Source organism: Pseudomonas kermanshahensis, assembly GCF_014269205.2.
GTDB classification, from domain to species: domain Bacteria; phylum Pseudomonadota; class Gammaproteobacteria; order Pseudomonadales; family Pseudomonadaceae; genus Aquipseudomonas; species Aquipseudomonas kermanshahensis.
In genome coordinates, this window is record NZ_JABWRY020000002.1 from 391,352 (window position 1) to 408,544 (window position 17,193).

At 62.0% G+C, this 17,193-nt stretch carries 16 protein-coding genes; 15 read left to right on the forward strand and 1 reads right to left on the reverse strand.

The window, feature by feature from the left end; translation table 11 throughout:
• The first annotated feature begins 75 nt into the window (after positions 1–75).
• From HU764_RS26240 to HU764_RS26255, 4 genes are all read left to right on the forward strand, one after another.
• Complete coding sequence (locus tag HU764_RS26240) at positions 76–1,170, forward strand: polyamine ABC transporter substrate-binding protein (protein ID WP_099430737.1); 1,095 nt, start codon at positions 76–78, stop codon at positions 1,168–1,170.
• 71 nt (positions 1,171–1,241) lie between these two features.
• Positions 1,242–2,384 (forward strand): polyamine ABC transporter ATP-binding protein, encoded by a 1,143-nt coding sequence (potA, locus tag HU764_RS26245; protein ID WP_027592256.1) that lies wholly within the window; start codon positions 1,242–1,244, stop codon positions 2,382–2,384.
• Positions 2,381–3,301, forward strand: a complete 921-nt coding sequence (locus HU764_RS26250; RefSeq protein ID WP_027592257.1) for an ABC transporter permease subunit — start codon at positions 2,381–2,383, stop codon at positions 3,299–3,301. Before potA ends, HU764_RS26250 begins: the two co-directional genes overlap by 4 nt.
• On the forward strand, positions 3,298–4,191 hold the full coding sequence (locus tag HU764_RS26255) for an ABC transporter permease subunit (protein WP_027592258.1): 894 nt from the start codon (positions 3,298–3,300) through the stop codon (positions 4,189–4,191). The genes HU764_RS26250 and HU764_RS26255 overlap by 4 nt, the downstream gene beginning before the upstream one ends.
• 105 nt (positions 4,192–4,296) lie before the next feature.
• On the opposite strand, the gene HU764_RS26260 is transcribed toward HU764_RS26255, so the two are convergent.
• Positions 4,297–4,752 carry an REP-associated tyrosine transposase gene (locus tag HU764_RS26260; RefSeq protein WP_186703098.1) on the reverse strand — a complete coding sequence of 152 codons (456 nt, stop codon included), beginning with the start codon at positions 4,750–4,752 and terminating at the stop codon, positions 4,297–4,299.
• A 389-nt stretch (positions 4,753–5,141) separates the two neighbouring features.
• Between HU764_RS26260 and HU764_RS26265 the strand changes: the two genes are divergently transcribed.
• The 11 genes from HU764_RS26265 (at position 5,142) to HU764_RS26315 (ending at position 17,061) form a co-directional block, all read left to right on the forward strand.
• Positions 5,142–6,230 carry an efflux RND transporter periplasmic adaptor subunit gene (locus HU764_RS26265; protein WP_186703099.1) on the forward strand — a complete coding sequence of 363 codons (1,089 nt, stop codon included), beginning with the start codon at positions 5,142–5,144 and terminating at the stop codon, positions 6,228–6,230.
• Positions 6,227–7,294, forward strand: a complete 1,068-nt coding sequence (locus HU764_RS26270; protein ID WP_186703100.1) for an efflux RND transporter periplasmic adaptor subunit — start codon at positions 6,227–6,229, stop codon at positions 7,292–7,294. The genes HU764_RS26265 and HU764_RS26270 overlap by 4 nt, the downstream gene beginning before the upstream one ends.
• The gene (locus HU764_RS26275) at positions 7,291–10,344 is read left to right on the forward strand and encodes an efflux RND transporter permease subunit (RefSeq protein WP_186681397.1); all 3,054 of its coding nucleotides are present in this window, start codon (positions 7,291–7,293) and stop codon (positions 10,342–10,344) included. Before HU764_RS26270 ends, HU764_RS26275 begins: the two co-directional genes overlap by 4 nt.
• 258 nt (positions 10,345–10,602) lie before the next feature.
• Complete coding sequence (gene oscA, locus HU764_RS26280) at positions 10,603–10,785, forward strand: sulfur starvation response protein OscA (protein WP_003258557.1); 183 nt, start codon at positions 10,603–10,605, stop codon at positions 10,783–10,785.
• Positions 10,786–10,833: 48 nt separating this feature from the next.
• Positions 10,834–11,841, forward strand: coding sequence for a sulfate ABC transporter substrate-binding protein (locus HU764_RS26285; protein ID WP_033702118.1), 1,008 nt, complete (start codon positions 10,834–10,836; stop codon positions 11,839–11,841).
• Positions 11,842–12,027: 186 nt separating this feature from the next.
• Positions 12,028–12,846 (forward strand): sulfate ABC transporter permease subunit CysT, encoded by an 819-nt coding sequence (gene cysT, locus HU764_RS26290; RefSeq protein WP_012274724.1) that lies wholly within the window; start codon positions 12,028–12,030, stop codon positions 12,844–12,846.
• A gap of 12 nt (positions 12,847–12,858) precedes the next feature.
• Positions 12,859–13,731: a sulfate ABC transporter permease subunit CysW gene (gene cysW / locus HU764_RS26295; RefSeq protein ID WP_027592263.1), complete on the forward strand. Its 873-nt coding sequence runs from the start codon at positions 12,859–12,861 to the stop codon at positions 13,729–13,731.
• 3 nt (positions 13,732–13,734) lie between these two features.
• A complete protein-coding gene (locus HU764_RS26300; protein WP_027592264.1) occupies positions 13,735–14,724 on the forward strand; it encodes a sulfate/molybdate ABC transporter ATP-binding protein in 990 nt (329 codons plus the stop codon).
• 370 nt (positions 14,725–15,094) lie between these two features.
• Positions 15,095–15,895, forward strand: a complete 801-nt coding sequence (locus HU764_RS26305; protein ID WP_186703101.1) for an energy transducer TonB — start codon at positions 15,095–15,097, stop codon at positions 15,893–15,895.
• 40 nt (positions 15,896–15,935) lie between these two features.
• Positions 15,936–16,658, forward strand: coding sequence for a MotA/TolQ/ExbB proton channel family protein (locus HU764_RS26310; protein ID WP_099430730.1), 723 nt, complete (start codon positions 15,936–15,938; stop codon positions 16,656–16,658).
• Between the two features lies 1 nt (position 16,659).
• Positions 16,660–17,061, forward strand: coding sequence for an ExbD/TolR family protein (locus tag HU764_RS26315; RefSeq protein ID WP_027592267.1), 402 nt, complete (start codon positions 16,660–16,662; stop codon positions 17,059–17,061).
• Positions 17,062–17,193: the final 132 nt, after the last annotated feature.

The window sequence follows — 17,193 nt, forward strand, 5'->3', positions numbered from 1 at the left end:
AGGTAAGTTGCGCGCCGGTTTTGCGTGTGCGGCCACATTGCCGCTACCCAGGCACTGATTGTGAGGACCACCCACTTGTCTATTTCTGTATTACGCAAGGCCTTGATGGCTGGAGCGGGCCTGACGCTGGCATGCAGCGTCCAAGCGGCGCCTACGGTGCATTTCTACAACTGGTCCGACTATATCGGCCCGACCACACTCGCGGACTTCGAGAAGGCAACGGGTATCAAGCCCGTGCAGGACGTGTTCGACTCAAACGAAACCCTGGAAGGCAAGCTGCTGGCCGGCAACACCGGCTATGACGTGGTAGTGCCGTCCAACCATTTCCTCGGCAAGCAGATCAAGGCGGGCGCGTTCCAGAAGCTCGACAAAAGCCTGCTGCCCAATTATTCCAACCTGGATCCGGCGCTGATGAAACGCCTGGAAAAGAACGATCCGGGCAACCAGTACGCCGTGCCTTACCTGTGGGGCACCAACGGTATTGGTTACAACGTTGAAAAGGTCAAGGCTGCGCTGGGCGTCGACACCATCGATTCCTGGGCTGTGCTGTTCGAACCCGAGAACATGAAGAAGCTCTCCAAGTGTGGTGTGGCCTTCCTCGACTCGGCGGACGAAATGCTCCCGGCGGTGCTCAACTACATGGGGCTGGACCCCAACAGCAGCAACCCCAAGGACTACCAGGCTGCCGAGCAGAAGCTGCTGGCGGTGCGCCCTTACGTCACCTACTTCCACTCGTCCAAGTACATCACCGACCTTGCCAACGGCGACATCTGCGTCGCGGCGGGCTTCTCTGGCGACATCTTCCAGGCCAAGGCCCGCGCCGAAGAAGCCAAGAAGGGCGTGAACCTGGCGTATGCGATTCCCAAAGAAGGCGGCAACCTCTGGTTCGACGTGCTGGCGATCCCCAAGGACGCCAAGAACGTCAAAGAGGCACATGCCTTCATCAACTATTTGCTGAAACCTGAGGTTATCGCCCAGGTCAGTGATTACGTCGGTTACGCCAACCCGAACCCCAAGGCTGGCGACCTGATGGACCAGGCCGTGAGGACTGACGCCGCGGTTTACCCACCGCAGGAAGTGCTGGACAAGATGTTCGTCAACAGTGAGTTGCCGCCCAAGGTGCAACGCTTGATGACCCGTAGCTGGACCAAGGTCAAGTCGGGCAAGTAACAATCCAGACCCGCCGCGGCCCCTGCAGAACAGGCCGCGCGGGCACAAAAATCTTGTTGGGAGTTTCACTCATGGCAGTTGCCTCCGGAGCCTATAAGAAAGCCCTCGAGGGTGGCCAGCAACCCAAGCAGGTGCTGGTCAAGATCGACCGGGTCACGAAAAAGTTCGACGAAACGGTAGCGGTGGACGATGTGTCCCTGGAAATCCGCAAGGGTGAGATTTTTGCCCTGCTGGGTGGCTCCGGTTCCGGCAAATCGACCTTGCTGCGTATGCTGGCTGGCTTCGAGCGCCCCACCGAAGGGCGTATCTTGCTCGATGGCGTCGACATCACCGAGATGCCGCCCTACGAGCGGCCGATCAACATGATGTTCCAGTCCTACGCGCTGTTCCCGCACATGACCGTGGCGCAGAACATCGCCTTCGGCCTGCAGCAGGACAAGCTGCCCAAGGCGGACATCGACGCCCGTGTGGCCGAGATGCTCAAGCTGGTGCACATGACCCAGTACGCCAAGCGCAAGCCGCACCAGCTGTCGGGTGGCCAGCGCCAGCGTGTGGCCCTGGCGCGTTCGCTGGCCAAACGCCCGAAACTGCTGTTGCTCGATGAGCCGATGGGCGCCCTGGACAAGAAGCTGCGTTCGCAGATGCAACTTGAGCTGGTGGAAATCATCGAGCGCGTGGGCGTGACCTGCGTGATGGTGACCCACGACCAGGAAGAGGCCATGACCATGGCCCAGCGCATCGCCATCATGCACCTGGGCTGGATCGCCCAGATCGGCTCGCCTGTGGACATCTACGAGACCCCGACCAGCCGCCTGGTGTGCGAGTTCATCGGCAACGTCAACCTGTTCGAAGGTGAAGTGGTCGACGACGCCGAAGGCCACGCGATCATTGCCAGCCCTGAACTGGAACGCAAGATCTACGTTGGCCACGGCATCACCACGTCGGTCGAAGACAAGCACATCACCTACGCGCTGCGCCCGGAGAAGATGCTGGTCACGACCCAGCAACCGACCTGCGAGCACAACTGGTCGCGCGGCAAGGTGCACGACATCGCCTACCTGGGCGGCCACTCGGTGTTCTACGTCGAGCTGCCGAGCGGCAAGATCGTCCAGTCGTTCGTGGCCAACGCCGAGCGCCAGGGCACACGTCCGACCTGGGGCGATGAAGTGTACGTGTGGTGGGAAGACGACAGCGGCGTGGTACTGCGGTCATGAAACTGCGCAAGCTCAAGCGAGCCTTCCAGCGCTTGACCCCGGAGGGGCGGCACTTGGTGATCGGCGTGCCGTTCATCTGGCTGTTCCTGTTCTTCATGCTGCCGTTCTTCATCGTGTTGAAGATCAGCTTTGCCGAAGCCGACGTGGCGATCCCGCCGTATACCGAGATCTACAGCTACGTCGAAGACAAGATCCAGTTGGTGCTCAACCTGGCCAACTATGGCCTGTTGACCGAAGACGAGCTCTACATCTCGGCCTACCTGGGCTCGTTGAAGATGGCCTTCTTCAGCACCTTGCTGTGCCTGCTGATCGGCTACCCGATGGCCTATGCCATCGCCAACGCCCGCAAAGAGTCGCAGACTGTGCTGCTGTTGCTGATCATGATGCCGACCTGGACGGCGATCCTGATCCGCGTCTACGCCTGGATGGGCATCCTCAGCAACAACGGGCTGCTTAACAGCTTCCTGCTGTGGCTGGGGCTGATCGACCAGCCACTGCAGATTCTCAACACCAACCTGGCGGTATACATCGGCGTGGTCTATTCGTACCTGCCGTTCATGATCCTGCCGCTGTACGCAAACTTGGTGAAGCACGACCCGAGCCTGTTGGAAGCCGCATCGGACCTGGGTTCGAGCACCTTCAACAGCTTCTGGAAGATCACCGTGCCGCTGTCGAAAAACGGCATCATCGCGGGCTGCATGCTGGTGTTCATCCCAGTAGTGGGCGAGTTCGTGATCCCAGAACTGCTGGGCGGCCCGGAAACCCTGATGATCGGTAAGGTGCTGTGGCAAGAGTTCTTCAACAACCGTGACTGGCCGGTAGCGTCCGCGCTGGCGGTAGTGATGTTGGCGATCCTGATCGTGCCGATCCTGCTGTTCAACCGCAGCCAGGCCAAAGAAATGGAGGGCAGGGCATGAAGCGCTTCAGTTTCTCCAAGCTGATGCTGGTGCTCGGCTTGCTGTTCATCTACCTGCCGATGCTGATCCTGGTGATCTACTCGTTCAACGCCTCGAAGCTGGTGACAGTGTGGGGGGGCTGGTCGATCAAGTGGTATGTCGGCCTGCTCGACAACACCCAGCTGATGGGGTCGGTGATGCGCTCGCTGGAAATCGCCTGCTACACGGCGGTGGCAGCGGTGGCGCTGGGTACCCTGGCGGCCTTCGTGCTGACCCGGGTCACCCGCTTCAAGGGCCGCACGCTGTTCGGCGGCCTGGTCACCGCGCCGCTGGTCATGCCCGAAGTGATCACCGGTCTGTCGCTGTTGCTGCTGTTCGTGGCCATGGCGCAGATGATCGGCTGGCCGCAAGAGCGTGGCATCGTCACCATCTGGATCGCCCACACCACGTTCTGTGCGGCGTACGTGGCGGTGGTGGTGTCGGCGCGCTTGCGTGAGCTGGACCTGTCGATCGAGGAAGCGGCGATGGACCTGGGTGCCAAGCCGTGGAAGGTGTTCTTCCTGATCACCATCCCGATGATCGCGCCATCGCTGGCGGCGGGCGGCATGATGTCGTTTGCCCTGTCGCTGGATGACCTGGTGCTGGCGAGCTTCGTGTCCGGGCCGGGCTCGACCACCTTGCCGATGGAAGTGTTCTCGGCGGTGCGCCTGGGCGTGAAGCCAGAGATCAACGCCGTGGCCAGCCTGATCCTGTTGTCGGTGTCGCTGGTGACCTTCATGGTCTGGTACTTCAGCCGCCGCGCTGAAGAGCACCGTCGCAAGGCGATTCAGCAGGCCATCGAAGAAGGGGCTGCGGCAAACGTCTCGCAGCCACAGGTCAAGCGCCCGACGGCAGCAGCTGCGCCGGTCTGACCCACCTCTTCGCGGGCAAGCCCGCTTCTACAGGGATATCCACAAGCCTGAGGTCTGTGGTGTTCATGTGGGAGCGGGCTTGCCCGCGAATGTTTCAGCACGAATTCAAAGCCACACTGCATCCCAGTGGGGGTATTCCCTGACACTGTCGACCAGCCCCGCCCGCATGGGGTTGGCAACAATGTACCGGGCGACATGCACCACACTCTCTTCTCGCCGCAGTGCATGGTCTTGATAGCCTGCCTGCCATATTGGCTTGTGCCTTACGCCTGCTCTGCGCAGCGCTATCCCTGTACGGGACTTGAACCTGCGCATCAGCGTACTCAAGGTCACTTCTTTCAACTCGACCAACCAATGCAGATGGTCCGGCATCACCACCCAGGCCAATGACCGGAAGTCCTGATTGTGATCCGAGAGGCGTAGCTGCCTAACCACTTGGCGAGCAAGATGGAAGTCGTGAAACAGCGGTATGCGCTGATGGGTAATCGTCGTCAGCAGGTAGAGCCTGCCGGGTTCTGAAAAGCGGCCCCGGCGAAGCAGTTTGGATTGGGCTGGACACATCGGGATCTTCCTTGATGGCGAAGTCCCCCTGAAACATAGCGGTTGATGTGGCATTGCACGGTGGCTGATGGTTTCTGGATATGGCAGGGATGGCTCTGTGTCTCGAAAGGCCTCTTCGCGGGCAAGCCCGCTCCCACAGGTACACCACAGCTTTCAAGCCAGTGGACTTTCCAGGTACATCACAGTTTCAAGCCAGTGGAATTTCCTGTGGGAGCGGGCTTGCCCGCGAAGAGGCCCGTGAACTCAGCACATCAACCCGCCATTGACTCCTGTGGTGAGCATGGGGCGCTTTGGTATATGGCGAACAGGCCGTATCGCCGTTTACTGAACCCTGAACTACGCTGACAGTCGCATCTCACAAATCATTTGTGCGCAAGCTAGGAGCCTGCATGAGGGTGACGCGTCCACTGGTGCTGGCAGGCCTGAGTGTGCTGTACATGCTCACCGGCTGTAGCAAGGAAGAAACCCCCGAGATGCTGCCTCGGGTCGGTGTGCAACAGGTCCAGCCTACCGATTTCGCTGCCAGGGTGACCTTGACCGGCGACGTACAAGCGCGGGTGCAAACCGACTTGTCGTTCCGTGTGGGCGGCAAGATCATTTCGCGCAGCGTCGATGTGGGCGATCACGTCAAGGCCAACCAGGTACTGGCACGGCTAGACCCGAAAGACCTGCAGAACAACGTCGACTCGGCCAAGGCCGAGGTGTTCGCCGCCCAAGCGCGCGTGACGCAGACGGCCGCGGCTTTCGTGCGTCAGCAAAAGCTGCTGCCCAAGGGCTATACCAGCCAGAGCGAGTACGACTCCGCCGAAGCCGCATTGCGCAGCAACCAGAGCGCGCTCAAGGCCGCCCAGGCGCAGCTGGCCAATGCCAATGAACAGCTGAGCTACACCGCGCTGGTGTCCGAAGCCGCCGGCGTGATCACCGAGCGCCAGGCCGAGGTCGGCCAAGTGGTGCAGGCCACCATGCCGATCTTCGGCTTCGCCCGCGATGGCGACCGTGATGCAGTGTTCAACGTGTATGAATCGTTGCTGGTGGCACCGCCAAGCGATGAGGGGGTGATCGTGAAGCTGCTCGATGACCCCAACGTCCAGGCGCAAGGCTTCGTTCGCGAAGTGACGCCAACCGTTTCAGCGCAAAGTGGCACGGTGCAGGTCAAGGTTGGCCTGCGCAACGTGCCGCCCGGCATGCAGCTGGGCTCACCGGTGACGGCCACTGCCAATACCCAGGGGCGCTCCAGCATCGAGCTGCCCTGGTCGGCCTTGACCAAGGCCTTGCATGAGCCTGCCGTCTGGGTGGTGGGCGAGGGCGACAAGGTCGAACTGCGCAAGGTTGAAGTGGCGCGCTACCTCACCGGCAAGATCGTGGTCGCCAAAGGCCTCAAAGGCGGGGAGACCGTGGTGGTCAATGGCGGGCAATTGCTGCACCCCGGCATGCAGGTTGAAAAAATCGATGAAAAGGCTGCGGGGGATGCGCCATGAAGCGCTTGCTGTTGATGCTCCCGGTCGGGCTGTTGCTGGTTGCTTGCAGCTCTGAGGAAGAAGCGATCGAGCCCGTTCGGCCGGTGCTTTCGGTGAAGGTCGAACCGCAGGTGCAAGCGCAACTTGGGCGCTTTGCCGGCAGCATTCAGGCGCGCTTCGAGAGCACCTTGGGCTTTCGCGTGTCCGGGCGTATTGCCCGGCGTTGGCTTGATGTGGGGGCGCAGGTGAAACCTGGGGACACACTGGCCACCCTCGACCCCACCGACCAGCAGAACCAGTTGCGCGCCGCCGAAGGCGACTTGGCCAAGGTCCAGGCGCAGTGGATAAACGCCCAGGCCGACGCGCGCCGTCAGCAGCAGCTGTACGACCGCGGTGTCGGCGCCCAGGCCCAGCTGGACATTGCCCAGACCAACCTGAAAACCACCGGTGCGGCGCTGGAGCAGGCACGCTCGGCGGTCAGCCAGGCGCGTGACCAGCTTGATTACAGCACCCTGCGCACCGACCACGCGGCGGTGATCACTGCCTGGCAGGCCGAAGCTGGGCAAACGGTAACGGCGGGCCAGGCTGTCGTGACCCTGGCCCGGCCAGACGTCAAGGAAGCCGTGATCGACCTGCCGATCGGCGTGGGCGAGCAACTCGACAAGGGCCTCACCTTCACCGTGGCCTCGCAGCTCGACCCCAGCATCAACACCACGGCCTCGTTGCGCGAGCTGGAACCGCAAGCCGACGCCACCACGCGCACCCGGCGTGCACGCCTGACCCTGGCCAGCACACCTGCCGCCTTCCACCTTGGCACCGCGATCAGCGTGAGCCTGAGTTCTGCGGTCACGCCGCGCAGTGAACTGCCCCTGAGCGCCTTGCTCGAGCGTGACGGCAAGACCCAGGTGTGGGTGATCGACACGCAGCAGAAAACCGTGGCGACCCGGGATGTCGCCTTGATCGACCGCACCCGCGAACACATCGTCATCGCCTCCGGCGTGCAGCCAGGCGAGCGCGTGGTGACTGCCGGCGTCAACAGCCTCAAGCCTGGCCAGAAGGTCACCTTCGACGAGGATGCGCAATGAAAGGAAGCTTCAACCTGTCCGAATGGGCGCTCAAGCATCAATCGTTCGTCTGGTACCTGATGTTCGTCGGCTTGCTGATGGGGATTTTTTCCTACTTCAACCTGGGCCGTGAGGAAGACCCGTCGTTCACCATCAAGACCATGGTCATCCAGACCCGCTGGCCCGGTGCGACCCAGGATGAAACCCTGTACCAGGTCACCGACCGCATCGAGAAGAAGCTCGAAGAGCTGGATTCGCTCGACTACACCAAAAGCTACACCCGCCCGGGCGAGTCAACGGTCTACGTGTACCTGCGCGACACCACCAAGGCCAAGGACATCCCGGACATCTGGTACCAGGTGCGCAAGAAGATCCAGGACATCCGCGGCCAATTCCCCGAGGGCATCCAGGGCCCGGCGTTCAACGATGAATTCGGTGATGTGTTCGGTTCGATCTATGCCTTCACCTCTGATGGCCTGACCTTGCGGCAACTGCGGGACTACGTGGAGCAGGCCCGCGCCGAAGTGCGCGAAGTGCCCAACATCGGCAAGATCGAGCTGGTCGGCACCCAGGACGAAGTGCTGTACCTTAACTTCTCCACCCGCAAACTGGCAGCCTTGGGTATCGACCAGCGCCAGGTCATGCAGGCGCTGCAATCGCAGAACGCGGTGACCCCGGCAGGGGTTATCGAGGCGGGCCCCGAACGTATTTCGGTGCGCACCACCGGCCAGTTCGCCTCCGAAAAGGACCTGGAAACGGTCAACCTGAGGATCAATGACCGCTTCTTCCGCCTTGCCGACATTGCCGATATCGAGCGCGGCTACGTCGACCCGCCGTCACCGATGTTCCGCTACAACGGCCAGACCGCCATTGGCCTGGCCATCGGCATGAAGGCGGGCGGTAACATCCAGGTGTTCGGCGCCGCGCTGAAGAAGAAGATGGACAGCGTGATCGCCGACTTGCCGGTGGGGGTGGGTGTGCACACCGTGTCCGACCAGGCCGTGGTGGTCAAACAGGCGGTGGGTGGTTTTACCAGCGCACTCTTCGAGGCCGTGGTGATCGTGCTGGCGGTGAGCTTCGTCAGCCTCGGCGTGCGCGCCGGGCTGGTGGTGGCCTGCTCGATCCCGCTGGTGCTGGCCATGGTCTTCGTGTTCATGGAGTACAGCGGCATCACCATGCAACGGATCTCGCTGGGCGCCTTGATCATCGCCCTGGGCCTGCTGGTGGACGATGCGATGATCACCGTGGAGGTGATGGTCACACGCCTGGAAATGGGCGAGAGCAAAGAGCAGGCCGCGACCTTTGCCTACACCTCGACGGCGTTTCCGATGCTGACCGGTACCCTGGTGACGGTGGCCGGCTTCGTGCCGATCGGGCTCAACGCCAGTTCGGCAGGTGAGTACACCTACACACTGTTCGCGGTGATCGCCGTGGCGCTGATCGTGTCGTGGGTGGTGGCGGTGTTCTTCGCCCCGGTGCTGGGTGTGCATATCCTCAGCAGCAAGGTCAAAGCCCACGAGGCCGAACCCGGGCGCGTAGGCCGGGCATTCGAGGGCGGCCTGCTGTGGTGCATGCGCAACCGCTGGCTGACCATCATTGGCACCGTGCTGCTGTTCGCGCTGGCGATATTCTGCGAGCGCTTCGTGCAGAACCAGTTCTTCCCTTCATCCGACCGGCCCGAAATTCTGGTCGACCTCAACCTGCCGCAAAACGCCTCGATCGAAGAGACCCGTAAAGTCGTCGACCGGCTGGAGGCCAGGATCAAGGACGACCCGGACCTGGTGCGCTGGAGCACCTACATTGGCCAGGGCGCGATCCGCTTCTACCTGCCCCTCGACCAACAATTGCAGAACCCCTACTACGCGCAGTTGGTGATCGTCAGCAAAGGCTTCGAAGAGCGCCAGGGTATGATGGATCGCCTGCAGAAACTGCTGCGCGAAGAGTTCGTCGGCATCGGCACCAACGTGCAATCGCTGGAGATGGGCCCGCCGGTGGGCCGGCCGATCCAGTACCGGGTCAGCGGCCAGGACATCGACCAGGTGCGCAAGCACGCCATCGAGCTCGCCACCTTGCTCGATGCCAACGAGCACATCGGCGAGATGATCTACGACTGGAACGAGCCGGGCAAAGTGCTGCGCATCGAGATTGCCCAAGACAAAGCGCGTCAGCTGGGGCTGTCGTCCGAAGACGTGGCCAACGTGATGAACAGCATCGTCACCGGCGTGCCGATTACCCAGGTCAACGACAACATCTACTTGGTCAACGTGGTCGCCCGTGCCGAAGACAGCGAGCGTGGCTCGCCCGATACCTTGCAGAACCTGCAGATCCTCACCCCCAATGGCACCTCGATTCCGCTGCTGGCCTTCGCCACGGTGCGTTACGAGCTGGAACAGCCGTTGGTCTGGCGGCGTGATCGCAAGCCGACCATCACCATCAAGGCGTCGGTCAATGGCGACATCCAGCCCACCGACCTGGTCGCTCAGCTCAAGCCCAAGATCGACGAGTTCGCCAGCAAACTGCCGGTCGGCTTCGAGGTGGCGACCGGCGGTACGGTGGAGGAGAGCGCCAAGGCGCAAGGGCCGATCCGCAAGGTCATTCCGCTGATGCTGTTCCTCATGGCGACCTTCCTGATGATCCAGCTGCACAGCGTGCAGAAGTTGTTCCTGGTGGTCAGCGTGGCGCCGTTGGGCTTGATCGGGGTGGTGCTGGCGTTGGTGCCTACGGGTACGCCGATGGGCTTTGTGGCCATTCTCGGGATTCTGGCCCTGGCCGGTATCATCATTCGTAACTCGGTGATCCTGGTGACCCAGATCGATGAGTTCGAGGCGCAGGGGTTGTCACCGTGGGATGCGGTGGTGGAGGCCACCAACCACCGGCGGCGGCCGATCTTGCTGACGGCGGCCGCGGCCAGCTTGGGCATGATCCCGATTGCCCGCGAGGTGTTCTGGGGGCCGATGGCCTACGCCATGATTGGCGGGATCATCGTGGCCACCTTGCTGACGCTGCTGTTTTTGCCGGCGCTGTATGTGGCCTGGTACAAAATCCGCGAGCCTGAAAAACACTCATCCTGACCACGCATCCCCCTGTGGGAGCAGCCTTGTGCTGCGAAGAGGCCGGTACAGCCATCCGTTTTTGAAGGTGAATGTACCGGCCTCTTCGCAGCACAAGGCTGCTCCTACAGGGGAAATGTGTGGCTTGTAAAAACGGTTATATAAACATTCTTAAACAGTATTTTTAAGAATATCCCCGCCTCACTACTATTGCCCTCAAGCCAGGCGCAAATCCCCTTCAAACCTCTGCCCGGCAACCTCACTCCAAGGAGAACGAGCATGAGTGCATCTCTGCGTAGCATCGACGGTCAGGACGAAGCCACCATTCTGCGTGAGATCCAGAGCGCCCTGCGCGATCTGCGTTTCGGTGCGGTGGAGATTACCGTGCACAACGCTCAGGTCGTCCAGATCGAGCGCAAGGAGAAGTTCCGCCTGCAACAGCCCGGCAACAAGACCGGCTGATCGCGCCACACCTCTAAAACTAGAAAAATGCCAATCGGGAGCTTCACCATGTCCATCCGCCGTTATGCGCTCGCCGCCCTGGCCAGTGCTGTTTTTGCCGGTTCCGCAATCGCCAAGGACTACGAACTGCTGAACGTGTCCTATGACCCGACCCGTGAGTTGTACCAACAGTACAACGCCGAATTCATCAAGCACTGGCAGCAGTCCCACCCGGACGACAAGGTGAAGATCCAGCAATCCCACGGTGGCTCGGGCAAACAGGGCCGCGCTGTAATCGATGGCCTGCGCGCCGACGTGGTGACCCTGGCCCTGGCCGGCGACATCGACGAAATCGCCAAGCTCGGCAAGACCCTGCCGGACAACTGGCAGACCCGCCTGCCGGACGCCAGCACCCCGTACACGTCGACCATCGTGTTCCTGGTGCGCAAGGGCAACCCGAAAGGCATCAAAGACTGGGGCGACCTGATCAAAAAAGACGTCTCGGTCATCACCCCGAACCCGAAAACCTCTGGCGGCGCCCGGTGGAACTTCCTCGCCGCCTGGGCTTATGGCCTGAAGACCGGCGGTAGCGAAGACAAGGCCAAGGCTTACGTGCAAGAGCTGTTCAAGCACGTGCCGGTGCTCGATACCGGCGCCCGTGGCTCGACCATCACCTTCGTCAACAACGGCCAGGGCGACGTCCTGCTGGCCTGGGAAAACGAAGCCTTCCTGGCGCTGAAGGAAGACGGTGGCGCCGACAAGTTCGAAATCGTCGTGCCGTCGCTGTCGATCCTGGCCGAGCCACCGGTGGCCGTGGTCGACAAGAACGCTGAGAAGAAGGGCAATACTGCGATTGCCACCGAATACCTCAAGCACTTGTACAGCCCGGCTGGGCAGAAGATCGCCGCCGAGAACTTCTACCGCCCACGTGACGAGAAGGTCGCTGCCGAATTCGGCAAGCAATTCCCGAAACTGGACCTGGTCACCATCGACAAGGACTTCGGTGGCTGGAAGACTGCACAACCTAAATTCTTCAATGATGGCGGTGTGTTCGACCAGATCTATCAGGCACAGTAAGCGGTTATGGAAAAACGGGGCCGCTGTGCGGCCCATTCGCGGCACAAGGCCGCTCCCACAAGGAACCGCGCTCCCCTGTGGGAGCGGCCTTGTGCCGCGAATGGGCTGCACAGCAGCCCCAAGATTCAGAAGCCTGCACCGGCCCGGGATTGATTCCGGGCTTCGTGCGTTCAACCAGGGATACTTATGTCACGTCGTATTTCCCCCGTCATACCCGGCTTCGGGCTGACGCTGGGTTACACCTTGGTGTACCTCAGCCTGATTGTGCTGATTCCGCTGGCGGCCATGTTCATCCATGCCTCGCAGCTGACCTGGGAGCAGTTCTGGAACATCATCAGCGCGCCGCGGGTCATCGCCGCGCTCAAGCTGAGTTTCGGCACCGCCCTGTTCGCCGCCATCATCAACGGTGTGATCGGTACGCTGCTGGCCTGGGTACTGGTGCGCTACACCTTCCCCGGGCGCAAGATCATCGACGCGATGATCGACCTGCCGTTCGCCCTGCCTACCGCCGTGGCCGGTATCGCCCTGACAGCCCTGTACGCCCCGGCGGGCTGGGTTGGCCAGTTCGCCACCGACCTGGGCTTCAAGATCGCCTACACACCGCTTGGCATCACCTTGGCGCTGACCTTCGTGACCCTGCCGTTCGTGGTGCGCACTGTCCAGCCGGTGTTGGCCGACATCCCGCGTGAAGTCGAAGAAGCCGCCGCCTGCCTGGGCGCAAAGCCGCTGCAGGTGTTCCGCCACATCCTGGCTCCGGCACTGCTGCCTGCCTGGCTGACCGGCTTTGCCCTGGCCTTCGCCCGTGGGGTGGGTGAGTATGGTTCGGTGATCTTCATTGCCGGCAACATGCCGATGAAGACCGAGATCCTGCCGCTGCTGATCATGGTCAAGCTCGACCAATACGACTACACCGGAGCGACTGCCATCGGCGTGCTGATGCTGGTGGTTTCCTTCATCCTGCTGCTGCTGATCAACCTGCTGCAGCGCCGCATCGAAACCCCTTGAAGGAGGCCGGCTATGTCTAGTTCATCCCTGAGCGCTACCGCCGCCGCCAATGCCGCCCGCCGTGGCAGCGCCACCTCGCGGCGCATCCTGATCGGCCTTGGCTGGCTGGTGTTCGCGCTGTTCTTGCTGCTGCCGCTGGTGATCGTGGTATCGCAGGCGCTGAAAAACGGTTTCGGCACTTTCTTCGAGGCGATCTTCGAGCCCGACGCCTTGTCGGCGCTCAAGCTCACCTTGTTTGCCGTGGCCATCTCGGTGCCGCTGAACCTGGTGTTTGGCGTCAGCGCGGCGTGGTGCGTGAGCAAGTACACCTTCCGTGGCAAGAGCGTGCTGGTGACCCTGATCGACCTGCCGTTCTCGGTCTCGCCGGTGATCGCGGGCCTGGTCTACGTGCTGATGTTCGGCGCGCAGGGCCTGTTCGGCCCCTGGCTGCAGGACCATGACATTCAGATTGTGTTCGCGCTGCCGGGCATCGTCCTGGCGACGATCTTCGTTACCGTGCCATTCGTTGCCCGTGAACTGATCCCGCTGATGCAAGAGCAGGGCACCCAGGAAGAAGAGGCCGCGCGCCTGCTGGGCGCCAATGGCTGGCAGATGTTCTGGCATGTGACCCTGCCCAACATCAAATGGGGCCTGATCTACGGCGTGGTGCTGTGTACGGCGCGGGCGATGGGTGAGTTCGGCGCGGTGTCGGTGGTGTCCGGCCATATCCGCGGCGTTACCAACACCTTGCCGCTGCACGTGGAGATCCTCTACAACGAGTACAACCACGTCGCGGCCTTCAGCGTGGCCAGCCTGTTGCTGATCCTGGCGCTCTTCATCCTGCTGCTCAAGCAGTGGAGCGAGAACCGTATTAACCGCCTGCGCCATAGCGCTGCGGAGGAATAATTCATGTCGATCGAAGTTCGTAACGTCAGCAAGCGCTTCAACAGCTTCCAGGCCCTGGACAACATCAACCTGGATATCCACAGCGGTGAGCTGGTGGCCTTGCTCGGCCCGTCCGGCTGCGGCAAGACCACCCTGCTGCGCATCATTGCCGGCCTGGAAACACCGGATGACGGCAGCATCGTGTTCCATGGCGAGGATGTGTCTGGCCACGACGTGCGTGATCGCAACGTCGGCTTCGTGTTCCAGCACTACGCGTTGTTCCGCCACATGAGCGTGTTCGACAACGTCGCCTTCGGCCTGCGCATGAAGCCCAAGGGCGAGCGCCCGAGCGAAAGCAAAATTGCCGAAAAGGTGCATGAGCTGCTGAACATGGTCCAGCTCGACTGGCTCTCCGACCGCTACCCCGAGCAGCTTTCCGGTGGCCAGCGCCAGCGTATCGCCCTGGCCCGCGCCCTGGCGGTAGAGCCTAAGGTGCTGTTGCTCGACGAGCCGTTCGGTGCCCTGGATGCCAAGGTGCGTAAAGAGCTGCGCCGCTGGCTGGCGCGCCTGCACGAAGATATCAACCTGACGTCGGTGTTCGTCACCCATGACCAGGAAGAGGCCATGGAAGTCGCGGACCGCATCGTGGTGATGAACAAGGGTGTGATCGAGCAGATCGGCTCGCCGGGTGAAGTCTACGAGCAGCCGGCCAACGACTTCGTCTACCACTTCCTCGGCGACTCCAACCGCCTGGCCTTGAGCGAAGGCCACCACGTGCTGTTCCGCCCGCACGAAGTGTCGCTGTCGCGCCATGAAACCGAAGGCCACCATGCCGCCGAGGTGCGCGATATCCGCCCGCTGGGCGCGACCACCCGGGTGACCTTGAAGGTGGAAGGGCAGAGCGAGCTGATCGAGGCCGAAGTGGTCAAGGACCACGACAGCTTGACCGGCCTGGCACGCGGGGAGACGCTGTTCTTCAGGCCGAAGGTGTGGCAGAAGGTGGCGGATATCTAAGCTACCCCAGCGTATCGAACCCGGGCTCTGTCCCGGGTTTTTATTGCCGGGTGGATTGCTGGGGCTGCTTCGCACCCTTCCGCAGCACAATGCTGCACCGCGATTCCCTGTAGGAGCAGCCTTGTGCTGCGAATCGAGGGCGCAGCCCTCGCCGCAATCTCATGCCTTACGCGAATATTTTGCATGCCCACAAAGCATCGCTAATCGCCCTCCAGCCCACAGCCCGCGAAATCCGTGGCTTTCACACGATCGCTCAAAAACAATATTCAATTAAGTTCTAACCATAATTTGAAACATTACTTTAAGAGATAAGCCTCTGGCCCCGATGATTCAGCCACACACCTGAATCGAGACCCCAGGAGTTTGATCAATGGGTAATGTCCAGACGGCCGTCAGAGCCTACGACCAGCCATGGCGCCCGGCACCGGGCGACCTGGTCGAGCTTGGACGCACGCTTCGTCTTCCGCTTGGCCAGCAGCGCCTGCAACGCACGCCTGCCAGCGGCCTCAAGCGCCGCGACAAGCTGGCGTTGGCGCTGCTGGTACTGGCGCTGCACGGCGCCGCCGCCTACTGGGTCAGCCAGGCACCGACGCCTGAGCTGCCCGTGGTGCCGCCCCAGGTGCCACCCATGACCATCGAGTTCGCCGCCCCTGCGCCGCCCGTGGTCGAGCCGCCACCCCCGGCACCCGCGCCGCCGGTGGTCGAGCCACCGCCGCCGCCACCGGTAGTCGACGAGCTGGCCGCCAAGCCCAAACCGAAGCCAAAACCGATCCCTAAACCTGTGGTCAAGCAGGCGCCCAAGCCGCAGCCGAAACCGGTCGAGGCACCGCCACCGCCACCCGTTGCAGCCCCGGCACCGCCAGCCCCTGCGCCACCCGCGCCGGCGCCGGTGACACCGGCTTCAGCCAACGCCGCGTACCTCAAGAACCCGGCGCCAGAGTACCCGCAGATGGCCCAGCGCCGCGGCTGGGAAGGCACCGTGCTGTTGCGCGTCGAGGTGTTGCCCAGTGGCAAACCGGGGCAGATCCAGGTGCAGAAGAGCAGTGGCCGCGATGCCTTGGACGCCGCTGCGCTGGCCGCCGTCAAGCGCTGGAGCTTCGTCCCCGCCAAGCAAGGCGACGTGGCCCAGACCGGGTGGGTCAGCGTGCCAATCGACTTCAAGCTTCGCTAACGCATTTCACAGAATCAGCAGAACATAGGAAGACATCATCATGAGCCTGTTGGCATCCCCCCTCGAATCCGTTGAAAGCGCAGTCATCTGGCTGCTGGTTGGTTTCTCTGTCGTCACCTGGGGCCTGGCCCTGGTCAAGGTCGTGCAGTTCGTGCGGCTGAAGAACCAGGACAAACGCTTCCACCAGCAATTCTGGGCAGCCTCCAGCCTGGACTCGGCCGCCGAAATCAGCCATGAGCTGCCTGGCCCAGCCGCCCGCGTTGCGCAGTCCGGTTATGCCGCTATTGCCGTCGGCGATACCACCCAGGCCAACGACCTGAGCCACGCCATCAACCACCAGGACCGCCTCGAACGCGCTCTGCGCCAGCAGATCGTCCGCGAGCGCCGTTCGCTGGAAACCGGCCTGGCGGTGGTCGCCAGTATCGGCAGTACCTCGCCCTTCATCGGCTTGTTTGGCACCGTGTGGGGCATCATGGAAGCGCTCAAGGGTATCAGTGCGGCAGGTTCCGCCAGCCTCGAGACCGTGGCCGGGCCGATCGGCGCGGCACTGGTGGCCACGGGGGTAGGTATCGCCGTCGCGGTGCCAGCGGTACTGGTTTACAACTACTTCCTGCGCCGCCTCAAGCTGACTGCAGCAGACCTGGACGACTTCGCCCATGACTTCTACAGCCTGGCGCAGAAGAGTGCCTTCCGGGTACTGGTGCACCCTGCCGTGCACAAAGCCCAGGCCGGTTTCACCCAGCCGGTGAAGGAGGCGTCCTGATATGGCCTTTTCGACCCAGGACAGCGACGAAGTCCTCAGTGAAATCAACGTCACGCCCTTGGTGGACGTCATGCTGGTGCTGCTGGTGGTGTTCATCGTCACTGCGCCGCTGCTGACCAACGCCATCCCCATCAACCTGCCCAAGACCGAGGCGGTGGCACCGGTGGAGCAGAAAGACCCGCTGGTGGTGAGCATCGACGGGGCTGGCAAGTTGTTCATCAACAAGGACGAGATCCAGCCGGACCTGCTGGAGACCAACCTCAAGGCGGCCAAGGCCAAGGACGCGGAAGTTCGTGTGCAGTTGCAGGCCGATGATGGCGTGAACTACGGCGAAGTGGCGCGGGCCATGGCGGCGATTGAACGTGCGGGGATCAGCAAACTGGCGGTGATTACCGCGCGCTGATTCGGCAATCCTCTTCAGGCAAGTGACTCTCTTTGAGAGCTTATGGGCCACATCTCTTGGCAGGGGTTGGCCCTTTTTTTGGCCTGATGGATAGGTATTGGGCTACAAGGTGTTCGCCGGTGAATGTTTAGC

What these genes read in the sequence shown, in the direction of transcription:
- HU764_RS26250 (WP_027592257.1), top strand. Translation starts at nt 2,381, where the DNA reads ATGAAACTGCGCAAGCTCAAGCGAGCCTTCCAGCGCTTGACCCCGGAG.
- HU764_RS26275 (WP_186681397.1), top strand. Translation starts at nt 7,291, where the DNA reads ATGAAAGGAAGCTTCAACCTGTCCGAATGGGCGCTCAAGCATCAATCG.
- oscA (WP_003258557.1), top strand. Translation starts at nt 10,603, where the DNA reads ATGAGTGCATCTCTGCGTAGCATCGACGGTCAGGACGAAGCCACCATT.
- HU764_RS26285 (WP_033702118.1), top strand. Translation starts at nt 10,834, where the DNA reads ATGTCCATCCGCCGTTATGCGCTCGCCGCCCTGGCCAGTGCTGTTTTT.
- HU764_RS26270 (WP_186703100.1), top strand. Translation starts at nt 6,227, where the DNA reads ATGAAGCGCTTGCTGTTGATGCTCCCGGTCGGGCTGTTGCTGGTTGCT.
- cysW (WP_027592263.1), top strand. Translation starts at nt 12,859, where the DNA reads ATGTCTAGTTCATCCCTGAGCGCTACCGCCGCCGCCAATGCCGCCCGC.
- HU764_RS26300 (WP_027592264.1), top strand. Translation starts at nt 13,735, where the DNA reads ATGTCGATCGAAGTTCGTAACGTCAGCAAGCGCTTCAACAGCTTCCAG.
- HU764_RS26305 (WP_186703101.1), top strand. Translation starts at nt 15,095, where the DNA reads ATGGGTAATGTCCAGACGGCCGTCAGAGCCTACGACCAGCCATGGCGC.
- HU764_RS26255 (WP_027592258.1), top strand. Translation starts at nt 3,298, where the DNA reads ATGAAGCGCTTCAGTTTCTCCAAGCTGATGCTGGTGCTCGGCTTGCTG.
- HU764_RS26310 (WP_099430730.1), top strand. Translation starts at nt 15,936, where the DNA reads ATGAGCCTGTTGGCATCCCCCCTCGAATCCGTTGAAAGCGCAGTCATC.
- HU764_RS26260 (WP_186703098.1), bottom strand. Translation starts at nt 4,752, where the DNA reads ATGTGTCCAGCCCAATCCAAACTGCTTCGCCGGGGCCGCTTTTCAGAA.
- potA (WP_027592256.1), top strand. Translation starts at nt 1,242, where the DNA reads ATGGCAGTTGCCTCCGGAGCCTATAAGAAAGCCCTCGAGGGTGGCCAG.
- HU764_RS26315 (WP_027592267.1), top strand. Translation starts at nt 16,660, where the DNA reads ATGGCCTTTTCGACCCAGGACAGCGACGAAGTCCTCAGTGAAATCAAC.
- HU764_RS26265 (WP_186703099.1), top strand. Translation starts at nt 5,142, where the DNA reads ATGAGGGTGACGCGTCCACTGGTGCTGGCAGGCCTGAGTGTGCTGTAC.
- cysT (WP_012274724.1), top strand. Translation starts at nt 12,028, where the DNA reads ATGTCACGTCGTATTTCCCCCGTCATACCCGGCTTCGGGCTGACGCTG.